The organism is Bifidobacterium sp. ESL0769, assembly GCF_029395495.1.
Classification (GTDB): Bacteria; Actinomycetota; Actinomycetes; order Actinomycetales; family Bifidobacteriaceae; genus Bifidobacterium.
The window spans coordinates 1,240,676-1,257,181 of sequence record NZ_CP113918.1 but is presented as its reverse complement, the minus strand read 5'-3'; the positions used below and the strand labels follow the sequence as shown (position 1 = coordinate 1,257,181).

12 protein-coding genes and 1 tRNA gene are annotated in these 16,506 nt (G+C 55.4%); 11 read left to right on the top strand and 2 right to left on the bottom strand.

What is annotated here, in order from left to right; genetic code table 11:
• Window positions 1–132: 132 nt before the first annotated feature.
• Together OZX72_RS05140 and OZX72_RS05135 are read right to left on the bottom strand one after the other, a co-directional pair.
• Window positions 133–825: an SOS response-associated peptidase gene (locus OZX72_RS05140; protein ID WP_277157600.1), complete on the bottom strand. Its 693-nt coding sequence runs from the start codon at window positions 823–825 to the stop codon at window positions 133–135.
• A gap of 384 nt (window positions 826–1,209) precedes the next feature.
• Entirely contained in the window at window positions 1,210–1,614 is a 405-nt protein-coding gene (locus tag OZX72_RS05135) for a pyridoxamine 5'-phosphate oxidase family protein (protein WP_277157597.1), read from the bottom strand.
• 592 nt (window positions 1,615–2,206) lie between these two features.
• Between OZX72_RS05135 and OZX72_RS05130 the strand changes: the two genes are divergently transcribed.
• From OZX72_RS05130 to OZX72_RS05080, 11 genes are all read left to right on the top strand, one after another.
• Entirely contained in the window at window positions 2,207–3,106 is a 900-nt protein-coding gene (locus OZX72_RS05130; protein WP_348519674.1) for a DMT family transporter, read from the top strand.
• 240 nt (window positions 3,107–3,346) lie between these two features.
• Window positions 3,347–4,597: a hypothetical protein gene (locus tag OZX72_RS05125; RefSeq protein WP_277157592.1), complete on the top strand. Its 1,251-nt coding sequence runs from the start codon at window positions 3,347–3,349 to the stop codon at window positions 4,595–4,597.
• Between the two features lie 311 nt (window positions 4,598–4,908).
• A tRNA-Ala gene (locus tag OZX72_RS05120) sits at window positions 4,909–4,981 on the top strand.
• A 164-nt stretch (window positions 4,982–5,145) separates the two neighbouring features.
• Entirely contained in the window at window positions 5,146–6,717 is a 1,572-nt protein-coding gene (locus OZX72_RS05115; RefSeq protein ID WP_277157590.1) for a carboxypeptidase, read from the top strand.
• A gap of 176 nt (window positions 6,718–6,893) precedes the next feature.
• Window positions 6,894–8,045 carry a YdcF family protein gene (locus tag OZX72_RS05110; RefSeq protein WP_277157587.1) on the top strand — a complete coding sequence of 384 codons (1,152 nt, stop codon included), beginning with the start codon at window positions 6,894–6,896 and terminating at the stop codon, window positions 8,043–8,045.
• Window positions 8,046–8,230: 185 nt separating this feature from the next.
• Entirely contained in the window at window positions 8,231–9,070 is an 840-nt protein-coding gene (locus tag OZX72_RS05105; protein ID WP_277157586.1) for a histidine phosphatase family protein, read from the top strand.
• A 243-nt stretch (window positions 9,071–9,313) separates the two neighbouring features.
• Window positions 9,314–10,282: a magnesium transporter CorA family protein gene (locus tag OZX72_RS05100; RefSeq protein WP_277159369.1), complete on the top strand. Its 969-nt coding sequence runs from the start codon at window positions 9,314–9,316 to the stop codon at window positions 10,280–10,282.
• A 7-nt stretch (window positions 10,283–10,289) separates the two neighbouring features.
• Window positions 10,290–11,222 carry a transporter substrate-binding domain-containing protein gene (locus OZX72_RS05095; protein ID WP_277159312.1) on the top strand — a complete coding sequence of 311 codons (933 nt, stop codon included), beginning with the start codon at window positions 10,290–10,292 and terminating at the stop codon, window positions 11,220–11,222.
• A gap of 174 nt (window positions 11,223–11,396) precedes the next feature.
• Complete coding sequence (gene leuS, locus OZX72_RS05090; protein WP_277159311.1) at window positions 11,397–14,375, top strand: leucine--tRNA ligase; 2,979 nt, start codon at window positions 11,397–11,399, stop codon at window positions 14,373–14,375.
• An 11-nt stretch (window positions 14,376–14,386) separates the two neighbouring features.
• Window positions 14,387–15,121 carry a response regulator transcription factor gene (locus OZX72_RS05085; RefSeq protein ID WP_277159310.1) on the top strand — a complete coding sequence of 245 codons (735 nt, stop codon included), beginning with the start codon at window positions 14,387–14,389 and terminating at the stop codon, window positions 15,119–15,121.
• The gene (locus tag OZX72_RS05080; RefSeq protein WP_277159309.1) at window positions 15,114–16,388 is read left to right on the top strand and encodes a sensor histidine kinase; all 1,275 of its coding nucleotides are present in this window, start codon (window positions 15,114–15,116) and stop codon (window positions 16,386–16,388) included. Before OZX72_RS05085 ends, OZX72_RS05080 begins: the two co-directional genes overlap by 8 nt.
• Window positions 16,389–16,506 lie beyond the last annotated feature (118 nt).

Genomic DNA, 16,506 nt, shown 5'->3' with positions numbered 1-16,506 from the left:
GAGAATTCAAACGTCGTCGTGTAAACGGTTCGTAGCTTTATCTGCATAGTCTTATCAGGGCATCCTCAATCCGGGCCAATAGCACAACCAATAAGTTGTTCATACCCTTACTCTGCCTCAACTTCGCGGTTTTCAGAACAGACTTGCCTGCGATTCGCGGTTGATCGGCTGGATGATATGCGGCCCATCGCCGGAAAAGTGCGCTACTTCATGGAATTGAAGCCGTTGTGAAAGCCGTTGCGCAGACTCGTGGACCCTCTCGAGAATTTCCGAGCCCTTCTGACGCGGGTCGAGCCACAAGTCCCTGAGGCCGGCCGATACCAGCATCGGCATGCGGCCGTGAATTTTCTCCGTCCCGCCGCTGGCCGCGCAGGTCATGATGGTCGCGGTCAGTTTCCATGGCGACGATGGTGTTTGCCGCCACCAGGAATACAAGCCCGCCAAGGCAAGAACGTGATCGTCGGGAGCGTGAAAATAGTATGGGCGGCGATTGTGAGGTTCGAAATAGCCCGAAGCGGGGATGATGGCGCGCATATGGTCGAGCGACTCGCAATAGGTCGGGCTTTTTGTGGCCGATTCGATACGGGCGTTGTGCGTCTTGTAATATAAATTGTCGGTCAGGCTGTTGCGCGGAATCAACGACCAGTTGGCTCCCCGAAGATGCCTGGTGCCATCCATGGTTTCCACAATCAGCCCGATGTTCTGTTTGGGTTTGACCACGAAAGTTTTGCTGGGAAGGGTGGCCGTGGAAATATCGCTTTCTTCGACTTTAAAGTCCGCGCCGATGGCATCCCAATCGAGGTCAAGCGAGAATCTGCTACACATCAAGGTTCCTCCATGCAAAACTTCCTGCGTGAGGTTTGGTTTGCAGGTGTCAAACCCTTGGGAACCCAATGACGCACAACGACTACAAATACGACAAACTACACTACTCTACTTAATTATATTTATGTCTCAGGCTTGACAAATTTCGCCGTTGAGCTGTTGGGTGCTTATATTCTTTATGTTCTTTGTTCAAACACATTGTCCATTGATTCGGTGTTGTTCAAGGAAGCACCTGAGTCCTTGCCGCGCTTGTTGTCAGGAAAAACAAAAGATTGCGAATGGACAAAAGTGCGGATGGCATAAAAAATTGAGGGCCCCAATGTCTGGAACCCTCAATTTCAATGTTATTTTCAGTAGAGAGATGTGTCTCTAAAGCCTTGCCGTTCAGTCCTTGCTGATGGTCTTGCCGGCGTTGGCGCCAGCGGAGAGGTCCTGAATCTCGGTGATCTCAAGCACCGGAATGGTGGCGGGCTTCTTGGTACCGTTCTTCTCGGCGACCTTGACCTGCTCGTCGTAAATCGCGTCGTCGGAGTGCAGAGTCACGTTGCCGCGGAAGCGGTAGCCCTTCTTGCTCTCCAGGTTGGCGAAGCAGATGACCAGTGGGCTGCCGTCCTCGAGGTTCTTGTAGTGCTGGCCGGCGGTGCGCTCGTGATAGGCGAGGTGGTTGTCGTCGAGCACGAACATCGACATCTTCGGGCCGAGGTCGAGCTGACCTTCCTTGCTGACGGTCGCTATCCACGCGAGATTGTTGTTGATGAATTCCTTCATTTCCGGGGTAAGAGTAGCCATGATGCTGTCCTTTCAATCGAACTGCTGTCTATACGTTTCCATCTTACGTCTTCGGGCCTGCGTTCACTGGCAAAATTGTGTGACGTTGCTCACCGCGCTTTTCCCGGCAGACCGGCTTCGTAGGATTTGTCCGCTCACACAACAGTGTATTACATGATTGTTATTCGCTTATTCGTTTACGCTGGAAACCCAAATAAAATGAAACGTACATGTGACCAACGCGTGAAATTTCAAATAACCGGAATTTCCTTATGTTTCTAAGCGTGTCGTGGCGAGAAAATGACCTAATTTAGATAACAACATATTGGCTTGAATGTCTGTTGACGCAAGGTGACTGATGTTTGATCCAATATCGGTACGAGGAGAGACATAGCCGGCACAGGTCTGTGAAACCCTGAGCGGGCGGAGATTGAAAGCGAGGTCCGACATGGCTGGCGGTACGCGCGCGAACATGCCGGGGGAACACAAAAGGGCGAGGTTCATGTCCCATTCGTTTGCCGCCTACCTTTCCTCAAAAGGCACCGGACGCCGTGGCTTCCAAGGCCTGCGCAGCCGTCTTTCACGCAATTTCCCGCCCAACCTGGCCCGTCTTATGCTGCTGTGTTGCGCAGCGCTCTGGGGCGGTAGCTATCTGGTCTCCAAGATCGCAATGGCGGCGATAACCCCGCAATGGTTGATGGCCATGCGTACCGGCGGTGCGTGCCTCATCATGTTGCTGCTGTTCCATAAAAGCCTTATCCCCGCGCTCAAAAAATCGATGCTTGTTCCGGCCCTTATCGTAGGAGCCACCTATTGGGGCACGATGGTTCTGCAGACCAAAGGCCTCTTGACGATCGACCCAGGCCGCAGCGCGTTTCTCACCGCTTCGTATTGTGTGCTCACACCGTTCGCGGCATGGTTCGCCACGAAGAACAGGCCGCATAACATCAATATCATCGCTGGAGTGATCTGCCTGATCGGTGTCGGTTTAGTCGCGCTTAAGCCGGGCAGTCTCACGCTTTCGCTCTCCTTGGGCGATATCCTCACCCTCAGTTGCGCCGTGGTGTTCTCCTTCAACCTCACTTATCTCGGTATCTATTCGAAGAAATTCAACGCCCTCGCTGTCACTTTCGTCCAATTCGCCGTCGCGTTCGTGCTCTTCCTCATTGGTGCGTTGTTGACCGAACCCATGCCGAACGCCTCGTGGCTGGAACCGAAAATCGTCATCAGCTTCCTCTATCTCTTTATCGGCGCCACGACACTTGCGCAAATCATGCAGAACATAGGCCTCGCTCACGTTTCCGCACCCTCGGCCTCGGTGGTGATGTGCACGGAAAGCCTGTTCTCCGAAATGTTTTCCATCCTCTTCTGGGGAACCACGCTGCGATTCACCACCCTGATTGGTTTTGCACTGATCTTCTTGGCCGTGCTGATGTCGATCGTGCGTCGTTCGACAATCGTCAATCTCTTCCGCCGCGTGGAGGACTGGGTGCACGACCACCGTAAGAAGTAACGGCCTCCTAAATCTCAAAAAAGCAGAATGGCTATGAGTCCGCGGTGGATTATTTCTTGGTGTTGGTAAAAAAGAAACGTTCGCCATGACCGCTATAAGTGATAATTATTAACATAATTAGACATATCAATTCGTAGTTACTGGAGATTTGTAATATACGTCTGCTTACCTGTAAGTGTTCGGCAATGTTTTGGTCGGTTATCAGCGTTTTCCAATTTCATTTCGTTATTCTTGAAAATCATGAAGAATTTTTTCAAGGGGATTTCGGTCTCGCAGATTATAGCCGGTGCGCTTGCTGCGGTCACTTCGTTCCTGTTGTCGGCGAAAATCGGCATCGCCGGTTCCGTAATCGGTGTTGCGGTCGGTTCCATCGTTTCCGCAGTGGCCTCGCAGATCTATCAGAATGTGCTCAACGAATCCGGCAAGAAGCTGCAGGAAAACGTGCCGCAGGGCAACGATACAGCGCAGCAAGATATCACAGGTGCCGGTTCGAATGACGAAACGCGTGTCATTGGTTCGAATGCTGAGCATCATGGGCGATTGGCGAATACCGTTTCCGCAAACAATGTGCACGCACCTTCCACCTTGCGTCTCGACGGCACGTCCACGAGTCTTGCGGCTCTGGCCCGTAACGGCCAAGAAGGATCACAGGATGGCGCGAAAAACACGACCAAGACGATGCCCGCAGTTGGCGCCGACGGCAAGAACAAATCGAACCAAAATGGCATCAAAGCAGGTAACGCCACTCAGGTTCTGCAACCTTCTGTTTCCGGTGGCGAAACCACCGTGATGCAACCGGTCAAGAACGGAGTGCAGAGCAAGAGTGTTGCCGGTTCCAGCAAACGAGTCAAGGGCCCGGGCCAGGCCGACGGCCATATCCGCGTCTTCGATTCATCGAAGCAGAAGCGCTACAAGCGGCTGGCAATCGTCGTCGCCGTGGTGAGCGCCTTGGTCGCGGTCGGCATTACGGCAGGCATCATCTCACTGGCTACCAAGGGTCAGGGGACCGATGACGTGGTGCGCAATATTGTCACCAACTCGGCCACCAAGAATCGCAAGCAGCAGAACGATTCCGGTAATACCACGAACGATGGCAACCAGAAAACCGACGACAGCACCCAAAAGAACAACAGCACGACCAACCAGAACAATTCCGGTTCCACCTCCGATTCCGGCACATCGAACGGGTCGACTTCCAATGGTACCGGCACCAACAGCGGTTCAAGCAATTCGAATAGCAGCAACTCCGGCAACAGCAATTCCGGAACGACCAGCGGCGGCACCAGTTCAGACTCGCATGGCTCCGGCAGCTCTTCTACGGATTCGTCAACCGGCACCAGCGGCGGCAGTAGTTCCACTGATTCTGGCTCCACTAGTGGTTCGACTTCCGGCAGTACTGGCACGAGCGGCAATGAATCCGGTTCGACTTCCGGCTCGCAGACTGGAAGCAGCTCATCTGGCGCAGCTTCCGGTGTTGCGAAGCAACGATGAAGGATTGAAGTGAATATTGCCGGATGAAGTACATATGACCGGATGAAATAAGTTTGGCCGGATCGAAAGACCTACACAGGTCATTTCGATCCGGCCTTTTCGAATTCGTTCCCTATCCCTATCTCGTATTTTCGTCATTTTCTATGACCGGTTTCCTGGTCTTTCTTCGGATACATCATCGTTCGAAAACTGTTGTGTCACCTACCTTTAGTGGCGATAAGTAGTCTTCAGCGACACGCCGGTTTGGTCATTTGGGGAGTTTGTTGTAAAGTATCTAAGGCTTCGCAAGGAGCAATAACTTAAACAAGACCGGGGCTATGGCGCAGCTGGTAGCGCATCTCCATGGCATGGAGGGGGTCGGGAGTTCGAATCTCCCTAGCTCCACCGGTAAGGCTTTCAAGGAAATCCTTGAAAGCCTTTTTCATTTGTTTTCGGCATTAGCGTCGTTACGGTGCTGTTTTCAAAGTTTCTTCGTTTTCTTGGTGGTTCATTGAGACGGCTCTGCGTTAGGCTGGAAGAAGACCAGCAGTCATTCTAAGGAGTTGCATATGAGCGAGGAAGCGTTGTCGGCGCAAACCGATGCCAAGCAGAATACGTCAGCCGAGAAGCCGGCGGAGCCGAAACTTCGGCCGACCGGTGAACACACGACAAGCCACACGATGGAGCTCAACGGCGAAACGATTCATTATCAGGCAACCGTCGGCACCATCACTATCGACACCAAAGAAGTGAAGCCCGCGGCCAGCGATTTCTATGCGGCCTTCGAACTGACTGATGAAACCGGCAAAACAGACACCACGCGTCCGGTCACGTTCATCTTCAACGGCGGCCCGGGCTCGTCCTCGACGTTCCTGATGATGGGTTCGCTCGGCCCGAAGCGTATCGACATCCCCGATGCGGCGCCGGTTCCCGCTGCGCCTTATGGCCTCAAAGACAATCCATACACGATGCTGCCGTATTCCGACATCGTCTTCATCGACGCCCCGGGAGCCGGGTTCTCGCAAATTGCCGAAAAAGCCAAGAAGGAGCTCTACTCCGTCGATGGCGATGTCAAAGGCTTCAGCGCGTTCATCCGCGCCTATCTGACCCGCTTCCACCGCTGGAACTCGCCGAAATATGTGCTGGGTGAATCCTACGGCACCACGCGCGGGGCGGCGTTGTCGTACCGGCTTCAGCAAGACGGGGTCGCTCTCAATGGTTTGGTTTTGATTTCCAACATCTTGGATTATGCCTATACATTCGACACCTCCGACCAGTTCTACATCGGCTATTTCCCGACGTTCGCCACGGTCGCCCATTACCATGGCAAGGCCGGTCAGGACGTCGACATCGCCACGCATCTGAATACCGCGCGCGAATTCGCCAACGGGCCGCTGCGCGCCGCCTTGGCTCAAGGCGATGCCATCGATGAGACCACCAAGCGCAGCGTCGCCAAGCGTTACGCCGAATTGACCGGGCTCGATGAGCAGTACGTCTACGAATCCGACCTGCGTGTGGTCGACATGCGCTTCCGCAAGGAACTGCTGCGCCACAACAGCGGTGAGAACACCGGCATGATTGTCGGCCGCTATGACGGGCGTTCGAAAGGCTACGACCTCGACCGTACCGCACAGGAAGAGACCTTCGTGGTCGATGACAGCTTCCTCGACCCCGCTTATTCCTGCGTCGCCAACGCCTATCTGCGTGACGAACTCGGCTGGGACGGCACGGAGGAGCGCCGTGGCTTCGCCGATTTCGACTGGGATTCCATGGAGCCGGGCAAAGGCTGGACCTGGTGGCACACGCTACCGGAAGGCGCCAAGACGTCGTGGGGCCCGCACATCCCGTTCCCGACGGTCACGCCGGACCTCGCCGCCGCCATCGCCCATGAACCGACGCTTAAAGTCATGATCGGCAACGGCATCTACGATCTGTGCACGCCGTTCAACCAGACCGAATACGACATCGACCACATGTCCCTGCCCAAGCCGTTGCGCGGCAACGTGGCCTTCACCTACTATCCGGCCGGCCACATGCTCTATACAGCCCCGGAAAGCATCAAGAAGTTCGCCGGGGATTTGTCGCGCTTCTACGCCAGCGATGTCGCCGGACTGGCCGACATCAACGAACGCAAGATCTGAAACGGCAAGGGAAGAATTTTGCCGTTCTTGCGGCTGAGAAAAGGTCGCGGGAACGGCAAAGTTGATACGCATGAGACATTGAAAACACAAGAACGTAAAGAACGTCGAAAAGTACCGAACACATAAAACACACATACTGGATGTTGAAAATACGGGAATGATAGGAGAGACGAACAGTGACTGATTGGTGGCAGACAGCGCTCTTATACGGTCCTGCCGTATTCTTCGGTTTGTTGCTCGTCGTCTCCGTCATCCGTGAACCACGACGTTTCCGCAACGCTTTGTGGCTTGCCTTGTTCGCGCTGTGCCTTTCGAGTGCACTTATGCTGGATTTCTGGCGGGATTGGGCGTTTATCCCGATCGTACTGGTGGCCGTGTTGACGCCGGTGATTGTCGTCGGATTCCTGCTGATCAACACGGTCATCGTCGTCCATCATGAAGGGTGCTCGCTTTCTACCGTTCTTCCCGCTTTGTTCGCGCTCGTCATGATGGTTTGCGTTGCGGTCTATCCTCTGACCTTGTATTTCAACGCTCCTCGATTGGGTAAGGGCATCGGCCTCCTGATTGCGCTGGAAGGCTTATGGTTCTTCTTCACATTCGCGGCGCTGCTGCTTTATTCCACCATCTACCGAATTTTCCCAAGACGTCGGAAATACGATTACATCATCATTCTCGGTGCTGGATTGCAGGGCACCAAGCCGACTCCGTTGCTGCGCGGACGAATCGACAAGGCAGTGGATCTGTGGAACCGGCAGAAAAGGCATGGCCTGTTCATCGTTTCAGGCGGACAGGGAGCCGATGAGGAAATCAGCGAGTCCGAGGCAATGAAACGCTACCTGGTAGAGGAACGGGGAGTGCCCGCCGACAGCGTCATTAAAGAAGACCGGTCCACCACCACGCTCGAGAATCTGCGCAATTCCAAAGTGATTATGGACGAACGTTGCGGTTTGGGCCATTGTGTGTCGCCTCGTAACGTTTCCGCAATAAATGATCAAGAAACATCTTCATCGCATTCTATATCGTTGTCATCTTCTGCATCATCCTCATCGTCTTCGCAGGTTCGCAGGCCAGGGCGAGTCAAGCGAATGCAAAGCCGCATGTCGTGCCCCTATCGCGTCGCCGTGGTGACCAGCGATTACCACGTGTTCCGCGCCAGCGAATACGCCCGCGAAATGGGGCTCAAATCCGACGGCATCGGCAGCCATACCAAAAGCTATTACTGGCCGACGGCCTTCATCCGTGAGTTCATCGCCATCAGTAAGGCCCATTTCTGGCCGTATCCGGCCATAGCCGTGCTGTGGATCGTGTGGATGATCTTTGTCAGATAGAGCCGCATAAGAAGGTCGAAATCCATCCAGGTGGGCGTTTCCTCCATTTCTTTACGACCGTTGAGATGGCGAAATATACGTCGGCGTTCCTTTCATCGGTGGGGTGCGGCACAATGAAAACAGTGAGACATCGCATGTGATGATGCCGAGACAAAGGGATTCACCGGCAAAAGGAGTGAATGAATATGATTGACGAAGTCGTTTTGTTGCGTCACGGAAGGACGTCCTATAACGTCGTCCACCGCTTGCAGGGCCAGATTGATGTCCCGCTTGACATCATTGGCCAATGGCAAGTCGACCAGACCGGTCTTGAGTTGGCCAGGCGCTACTACTGGGCCAAAGTTAACAACGTTGCCGGCAATCCAGACCTGTTGCCGCAACCCGGCCCGGGAGCTGCGAAACAGAGCGATATCAGCGAATACCAGAAGGTACCTGCAGGCAAACGCAGGATGAAGGTGATTTCCAGTGACCTCTTTCGTGCCTCTCAAACGGCCCACGCTTTCGCTGATCTTCTCGGGCTGCCGGTCACACTCGACAAGCGGCTTCGTGAACGTAGCTTTGGTCAGTGGGAAGGCAAGACACGCCCGGAAATCAGGGCGATAGATGCCGAAGCCTATCGTTCCTGGCGCGCGCACGAGGGTGGCGAGGCCAAGTACGGCGTCGAAACGCGGACCCAAGTCGGTGCCAGGGGAGCAAAAGCCGTGCTGGAATTGCTTGATGAGAATTCGCAGGACGACACCCCGACTACGTTGATGCTGGTGAGCCACGGCTCCTTCATCGCTGCGACGGTCGAGACGTTGCTCAATATGGACCCGGAAATCGACGAGCTCGGCAACATTCCCAACGCCTATTGGTCCACACTCAACCCGAGGCGCCAGGCAGACGGAAGCTACGATTGGACGCTTGCCGAATACAACTGCGGCCCAGCCATCTCGACAATCGCCGACTGGTCGAACGGTCCTCAGGAGCTTCGTTATGAAGGTATGACATTGATGACTCCGCTGCCCGTCACCGATACCGTCTGAGGAAACCGAAATCGGCAGAAGAGCGGCGCAGCTGCGCGTTGTGCGAAGCTAAGCGCAAAGTGCAGTCAAAAAGTTCCGGCGGGGGGTTATCCTTGAATTTTGGGTTAACAGTAGGAATCCGGGATTTTCGTTTGCGCCTCTTTCTTTGAAGGCAGACGTTCCGGTGGCCAGGACGCGCGGTGCGCAAGCCGGTGTCTCCTGCGGGAACCGTACAGCGAATGACGCGAAAGGCGGGTGGCAGACATGTTGAGGATGTTCAATACGATCAACGGGCAGGTCGAGCAGATAAACAAGCTGGAAAACGGCTCATGGATCTGTTTATCCAACCCCACTGACGTCGAACTCGCCACTGTTTCCTCTCAAACCGGCGTCGATTTGGCCGACCTGCGTGCACCTTTGGATGACGAGGAACGTTCACGCGTCGATTCCGAAGACGATTACACCATGATTATCGTCGACATTCCCACCGTCGAACAACGCGACGGACGCGACCATTACGAGACCATCCCTCTGGCCATCATTGTCGCCGCACATACGATTATCACGGTTTGTATGCAGGATACTCCAGTGCTCCATCCCTTCATGGAAGGCACTATCCGCGGATTCAACACCTATATGAAAACCCGATTTGTATTGCAAATCCTTTATCGTAACGCCACGATGTACCTGCGTTATCTGCGCATCATCGACCGCAGTTCCGACAACCTCGAACTGAAGCTTCAGCACTCGATGCAGAACCGCGAAATCCTGCAGCTTCTAGAACTTTCGAAGACCTTGGTCTATTTCACCACCAGCCTCAAGTCCAACGAAATCGTGATGGAAAAGCTGCGCGTGACCGAAAAACTCAACTCGCTGACACATATCAAGCAGTATCCGGAGGACGAGGACCTCTTGGACGACGTCATCACCGAAAACAAGCAGGCCATCGAGATGGCGAACATCTACAGCGGCGTTCTTGCCAATATGACCGATGCCTCCGCCTCAATCGTCTCCAACAACCTCAACAACGTAATGAGGATCTTCACCATCATCTCCATCGTTCTGTCGATTCCGACGCTGATCTTCTCCATGTACGGCATGAACTTCCAGGACGGCATGTTCGGCATGCCGTTCACCAATTCGCGCTGGGGCTTCTTCATCGTCATCGCCATTTCCATGGTCATCACCGGTCTTGTGGCATGGTGGCTGACACGATCCAAGCTTTTTAAGTAGGTTTTGGATGCGATTGTCAAGATTGAAATCGGCTTTTCCTCTTGGTAAAAGAAGTACGAACCGGCATTTCAAGTCGGTGCTCGCTTTGGCGTGTGGTTTTGGCCTGTTGTTCTCGGCCTCGGCGTGCGGCCCGACCCAAACCCCGCCTTCCGCCAACGTTCCCGAAGGCCCAACCATTGCGATTGCCGTGGCGAACGACGAGCCCGGGCTTGCCCTTGACCATGAGGGCAAATATTCCGGTTTCGATATCGAAGTGGCCCATTACGTGGCCCAAAAACTCGGCTATGCGCACAAGCAAATAATTTTCAAGCCGGTCAATGTTTCTTCGGCCATGACCGCTTTGGAGGAATCGAAAGCCGATATGTTCGTCTCGGCCCTGCCTGCTGTCATCACGTCCAATACCGGTCGACAATTCGGAACATCCAAGCCCTATCTCACCGACCCGTTGGGGCTTTTGGTGCCGACACGTCTGCAACATGATTTCACTGATATCTCGTCATTGAAGGATCAGAATATCTGCACGGTCAAGGGGACGGCCGACGGAAGCGCATTGGCCTCTGCGATTCCTGCCGTGAAGATCCAGGAACGTGACACCTACCCGCAATGCCTCACCGCGCTGCTGGTCGGCGAAACGAACGCCGTCGCCGCCGATGCCGCCATTCTGCACGGGCTTGCTTCCAGCGTCGTCGAGCACGATGTCACCGTTCTGGGCGATGGGGATTCGTCTTCATCCGCCCCGCTTGTCAACGCGCTCGCGCAGGTTTCTCCGGTTCCGCACGCCGTCATGATCCGCCCGTCCGACGGCGAACTCACCAACAAAATCAACACCATCCTTACCGATATGGTCAAGGACGGCACATGGCAGAAGGCCGCCAAGGCCATGTATAAGGACATCGGCTATACTCCCGACCCGACGCTGAACCGTCCGTCTCAAAAGTGACGCGTGCTAGGGTACGCTCCAATCAGTGAGAAAAGCACTTTTTCGGGCTCGTTTTAGTGCTTTTCTCACGGGTTCGGCTTTTTGCTGAGGTGAAAAGCATCTTTTTGATGTTGATATGACCAACTTACGGAAAACGGCTTGCCTGTGTCCAGTTGAGCCACGATAATCCTATTTATGAGCGAGAATGAACAAGGCGCGGATTCGAGCGCCAATATTTCAAGTGTTCCGGCATACCGTTACAACGCCAAGATGGCGCAGGGTATCGAGGAAAAATGGCAGAAAACGTGGGATGAGAAGGGCACCTTCTGGGCCGCGAATGTCAAGGGTGATCTGACCGACGGCAAGGGCAAGCACGCCGACGGACGCACCCCGTACTTCGCGATGGACATGTTCCCGTATCCTTCAGGCAAGGGCCTGCACGTGGGCCATCCGCTGGGTTATCTGGCCACCGATGTGGTCAGCCGTTATCACCGCATGAAGGGTGAGAACGTGCTGCACGCCATGGGTTACGACGCCTTCGGCCTTCCCGCCGAGCAATACGCCGTGCAGACCGGCCAGCACCCGCGCGTCACCACCGAGGCCAACATCACCAACATGCGCCGTCAGCTGCATCGCATGGGCCTGAGCTTCGACAACCGCCGCACCTTCGCCACCATCGACCCCGGCTATATGCGATGGACGCAGTGGATTTTCTCGCGTATCTATGACGCTTGGTACGACCCTGATTTTGTGCGCCCAGACGGCGGCAAGGGTTCCGCACGCCACATCGACACGCTGATCGACCAGTTCAAGAGCGGTAAGCGCGCCATTCCCGGTTTCGAGGATTCGGGGAAATCATGGAACGAACTGACTGAAGCCGAACAGGCCGATGTGCTGAACGATTTCCGTCTGGCCTATATCTCCAAGTCGCCGGTCAACTGGTGCCCAGGCCTCGGCACGGTGCTCGCCAACGAGGAAGTCACCGCCGAAGGCAAGTCCGAACGCGGCAACTTCCCGGTCTTCCAACGCGAGCTGCGCCAGTGGTCCATGCGCATCACCGCCTATGGCCACCGTCTGATTGAGGATCTCGACATCATCGACTGGCCGCAGAAGGTCAAGCTGATGCAGCGCAACTGGATTGGCGAATCCCACGGCGCTTCGGTACATTTCAAGGTCGAAACCCCCAACGGCGAACGGGACATGGAAGTCTACACAACCCGTCCCGATACGCTCTTCGGCACCACCTTCGCTGTGGTCTCGCCGGAGCATGACTTGCTGGCTGATGCTCCCGCCGCATGGCCGGAAAACACCCCGGAAAGCTGGAAAGGCGGCTATGACACGCCGGCCGAAGGCATCAAGGCCTATCGACTCACGGCCGAATCCAAGACCGCGCAGGATCGTGTCGACGAGGGCGGTGAGAAGACCGGTCTCTTCACCGGCCTCTATGCCATCAACCCCATCACCGGTGACAAGCTGCCACTCTTCACCGCAGATTATGTTCTGATGGATTACGGTACCGGCGCCATCATGGCGGTGCCAGGCGGCGATCAGCGCGATTACGATTTCGCCATGAAGTTCGGCCTGCCGGTTATCTACACCGTCAAGCCGTTGCCGGACTCCGGCGATGACCTCTCGAACTACGAGGGCAAGGCACCGTTCGTCTCGCACGACGGCATCGTCATCAATTCCTCCACTGAGCATACGCAGGCCAAAGGCGACGCGCTTGATTTGAACGGTTTGCGCGTCAACGACGCCATCGAAAAGGTCACGAAGTGGCTTGAATCCGCTGGTGCCGGCGAAGGTACGGTCAGCTACCGTCTGCGTGACTGGCTCTTCTCTCGCCAGCGCTATTGGGGCGAGCCCTTCCCAATTGTTTACGGCGAGGACGGCGTGCCGCACCTGCTGCCGGATTCCATGCTGCCGATCAATCTGCCCGACGTTCCGGACTACAGCCCCAAGACCTTCGACCCTGAGGACGCCGAGAGCAACCCCGAGGCGCCGCTGAGCCGCAACCCGGACTGGGTCAAGGTCACGCTCGATTTGGGCGACGGCCCCAAGACCTACTACCGTGACACCAACACCATGCCCAACTGGGCCGGTTCCTGCTGGTATTACATGCGCTACATCGACCCGAGCGACACCAAGCACATGGTCGATCCAGAGGAATACGAATACTGGATGGGCCCGAACCACAACAAGGAATCGGGCAAGACCGGCGGTGTCGACCTTTACGTCGGTGGCGTCGAGCACGCGGTGCTGCACCTGCTCTACTCGCGCTTCTGGCACAAGATCCTCTTCGACCTGGGCTACGTCGACACTCCGGAACCGTTCTACAAGCTCTTCAACCAGGGCATGATTCAGGCCTACGCCTACACCGACGACCGCGGCCAGTACGTGCCTGCCGCCGAAGTGGAGGAGGGGCCGGCCGACAAGTCCGGCGAACCCACGTTCACCTGGCACGGCCAGCACGCCAACCGCGAATTCGGCAAGATGGGCAAGAGCCTCAAGAACATCATCACCCCCGACGACATGTACGCGCGCTACGGCGCCGACACGTTCCGTCTCTACGAGATGAGCATGGGCCCGCTCGACGAGTCCCGCCCTTGGAACGACCGTAACGTCGTGGGTGGCATGCGATTCCTGCAGCGTCTCTGGCGTAACGTCATCGATGAAAACACCGGCGAGGTCACCGTTTCCGACGTCGAGCCCGACGCCAAGACCCTGAAGCTCTTGAACAACACTATCGCTGCGGTGACCGAGGAAATGGAGCACATGCGCCCCAATACCTCCATCGCCAAGCTCATCGTCTTGAACAACCATCTGACCGGCTTGAAGGCCGTGCCACGTGCCGCAGTGGAACCGTTGATTCTCATGCTTTCGCCGATTGCCCCGCACATCTGCGAGGAACTCTGGGCCAAGCTCGGCCATGAAGATTCCTTGGCGCACGAACCGTGGCCGAAAGCTGACGAACGTTACGTCGGCGAAGACACTGTCACCGCCGTGGTGCAGATCAAGGGCAAGGTTCGTGCCAAGCTCGAGGTCAGCCCCTCGATCGACCCCGACGAGCTCAAGGACATGGCTTTGAAGGCCGTTGCCGACCGTCTGGGCGGCAAGGAACCGCGCAAGGTCATCGTCAAGGCACCGAAGATTGTCTCCATCGTTCCGGCCGAATAGGAGAAAAGAATATGTCCCGTGAATCGACGGTCATCAATCTGATGATCGTCGACGACCAGGAGATTGTCCGTGCCGGCATCGAATCGATTCTTGAAGATGAGGATGATTTCAGGATTCTTTTCAGCACGGAAAGTCCGAACAAGGCGCTTGAAAGTCAGGTGCTTCCGCAGATCGACGTGGCATTGGTCGATTCGCGCATGCCGGAAATGTCAGGTTCCGAGCTTATTGCAGGATTACGGGAATCGGCCCCGCACATTCACAGCATCATGCTGACCGCCTTTGATGAGGATGATAATCTGGTCTCCAGCATCAGGGCCGGAGCCACCGGGCATTTGCTCAAGGACGCCTCAGCCGATGAAATCATCGACGCGATCCGTCGCGTGGCAGCCGGCGGACAGGCATTCGGCGAGGCCGAAACAGGACGTCTGGTCGGTTTGGTTGCGGCACAAAAGAACGATAGCACTGAAAAGGCTGGAAGTCCTAGAGGCGAAAAACGGTCTGAGAATGAAAAATCCGACTGCCAAACCGACATGAGTTTGCCTTCGCTTGGCGAGTCCGATGAATTTGACGAACTCAGCGAAGAGAATCAGCAAATCGCCGCCATGGCCGCTTCAGGCAAGACCAATCGTGAGATTGCCACCGCCGTCTGTATGTCGACCGGAACGGTCCGTAACCATCTGAGCACGATTTTCTCGCTTTTGGGAGTCCGCAACCGCACGGAACTGGCGGTATTGCTCCATGGCTGAAAACGGAGATTCGCAGCGTGATGGTCGCAGAGGCATAGAACCACAAGAAGGCGTGAACAAGGCGGATTGTTCTCAAGATCTGCCTAGGAGGATTCATCAGAACTCCCGTCAATTCATTCCCTATTCCGTGGTTCTTTTTGTTGTCGCGTTCGTGACGACACTGGTGTATTCGGCGTATGGCTCGCCGTTGCTGTTTTTCGGCTTCATTGTGCTCACCTTGGGCTTGTGGTGCGCCTACCGAATGGTGCCGACACGCACTTTAGGGTTGGTCATCGGATGGTTGCTCATTGCCATTTGCGCAGCGCAGATTGTGTTCAATCAGGACGGGCAGATCTACCTGCTGCTGGTGGTCACGGTCGATGTGCTTTTCACCTGTGCGCATCGCTATAGCTGGATTGCGGTCAGCCTCGAATTGCTCGGATTCCTCATCTATCGCGCCGTGTCACATTTCAAGGTGCCACAGCCGGTATCTTCCATCGTTGTCAGCAGCCTTCTCGACATGGCCATCCCGATTCTGCTGGCCGTCGCGCTGCTGCTCTACGGCCGAGCGATCCGTCAATTGACTGAGCAAAACGTGAAGCTGGAACGTCAGTCCATCGTCATCGAAGATCTTGCGTTGTCTCGGGAACGTGCGCGCATGGCCAGCGAGATGCACGATTCCATCGGACAGTACCTTTCCGCCATCCACTTGCAGGAGCAAGGTGCGAAACGTTGTGCCGACCTGAAAAACACCAAACTCGTCAAGCATTTGGACGCCATCGAGACGACCAGCCGCGAGGCGCTGCAGCAGGTGCGGCAGGAGGCCCGCGCACTTGACCCGTCGGCGTTCGGCGAACAGCTGACCAACGCTTCGGTGCAGGCGCTTGCAGATTCGTTCACATCCACCTCCCTCAACGTTGAAGCGAACATTAAAGGCGACATTTCCCAATTGCCGACTGTAGAGAAAACCATACTCTACCGCGCGTTGCAGGAGACGCTGACGAACGTGGTGCGTCATGCCAAAGCCACCAGAGCATGTATCGAAGTGACGGTAAGCGCCAACATGGTTTCTCTGGTGGTTGCCGATGACGGAATGGGTATGGAGCCGGTTGACGACACAAATCGCGATAAGAACGCACAAGGTTCTGGCTACGGCCTGAGCTCGCTGTCAAAACGATTGAGTGCAATCGGCGGTACCCTCACAATCGGTAGAGACCACAATTTAGGTGGCTCAAAAGTGAGTGTGGTGATTCCAATAGACGATCGTCGTGAGACGTTCGACGACTGAAAGTTCTGTCATACCGCTGATTCTTCGGTTTCCACGCTTTCGGAATTTTTACCGATGACATTTGTCATCGCTTTCAATCAGTGACATTTGCCGTTCGTGTCGGCCCGACGTTTTTCCT

Excerpts from the sequence above, each read along its gene's own strand:
- OZX72_RS05115 (WP_277157590.1), top strand. The coding sequence starts at position 5,146 with ATGAGCGAGGAAGCGTTGTCGGCGCAAACCGATGCCAAGCAGAATACG.
- leuS (WP_277159311.1), top strand. The coding sequence starts at position 11,397 with ATGAGCGAGAATGAACAAGGCGCGGATTCGAGCGCCAATATTTCAAGT.
- OZX72_RS05125 (WP_277157592.1), top strand. The coding sequence starts at position 3,347 with ATGAAGAATTTTTTCAAGGGGATTTCGGTCTCGCAGATTATAGCCGGT.
- OZX72_RS05140 (WP_277157600.1), bottom strand. The coding sequence starts at position 825 with ATGTGTAGCAGATTCTCGCTTGACCTCGATTGGGATGCCATCGGCGCG.
- OZX72_RS05100 (WP_277159369.1), top strand. The coding sequence starts at position 9,314 with ATGTTGAGGATGTTCAATACGATCAACGGGCAGGTCGAGCAGATAAAC.
- OZX72_RS05130 (WP_348519674.1), top strand. The coding sequence starts at position 2,207 with ATGCTGCTGTGTTGCGCAGCGCTCTGGGGCGGTAGCTATCTGGTCTCC.
- OZX72_RS05095 (WP_277159312.1), top strand. The coding sequence starts at position 10,290 with ATGCGATTGTCAAGATTGAAATCGGCTTTTCCTCTTGGTAAAAGAAGT.
- OZX72_RS05105 (WP_277157586.1), top strand. The coding sequence starts at position 8,231 with ATGATTGACGAAGTCGTTTTGTTGCGTCACGGAAGGACGTCCTATAAC.
- OZX72_RS05080 (WP_277159309.1), top strand. The coding sequence starts at position 15,114 with ATGGCTGAAAACGGAGATTCGCAGCGTGATGGTCGCAGAGGCATAGAA.
- OZX72_RS05135 (WP_277157597.1), bottom strand. The coding sequence starts at position 1,614 with ATGGCTACTCTTACCCCGGAAATGAAGGAATTCATCAACAACAATCTC.
- OZX72_RS05085 (WP_277159310.1), top strand. The coding sequence starts at position 14,387 with ATGTCCCGTGAATCGACGGTCATCAATCTGATGATCGTCGACGACCAG.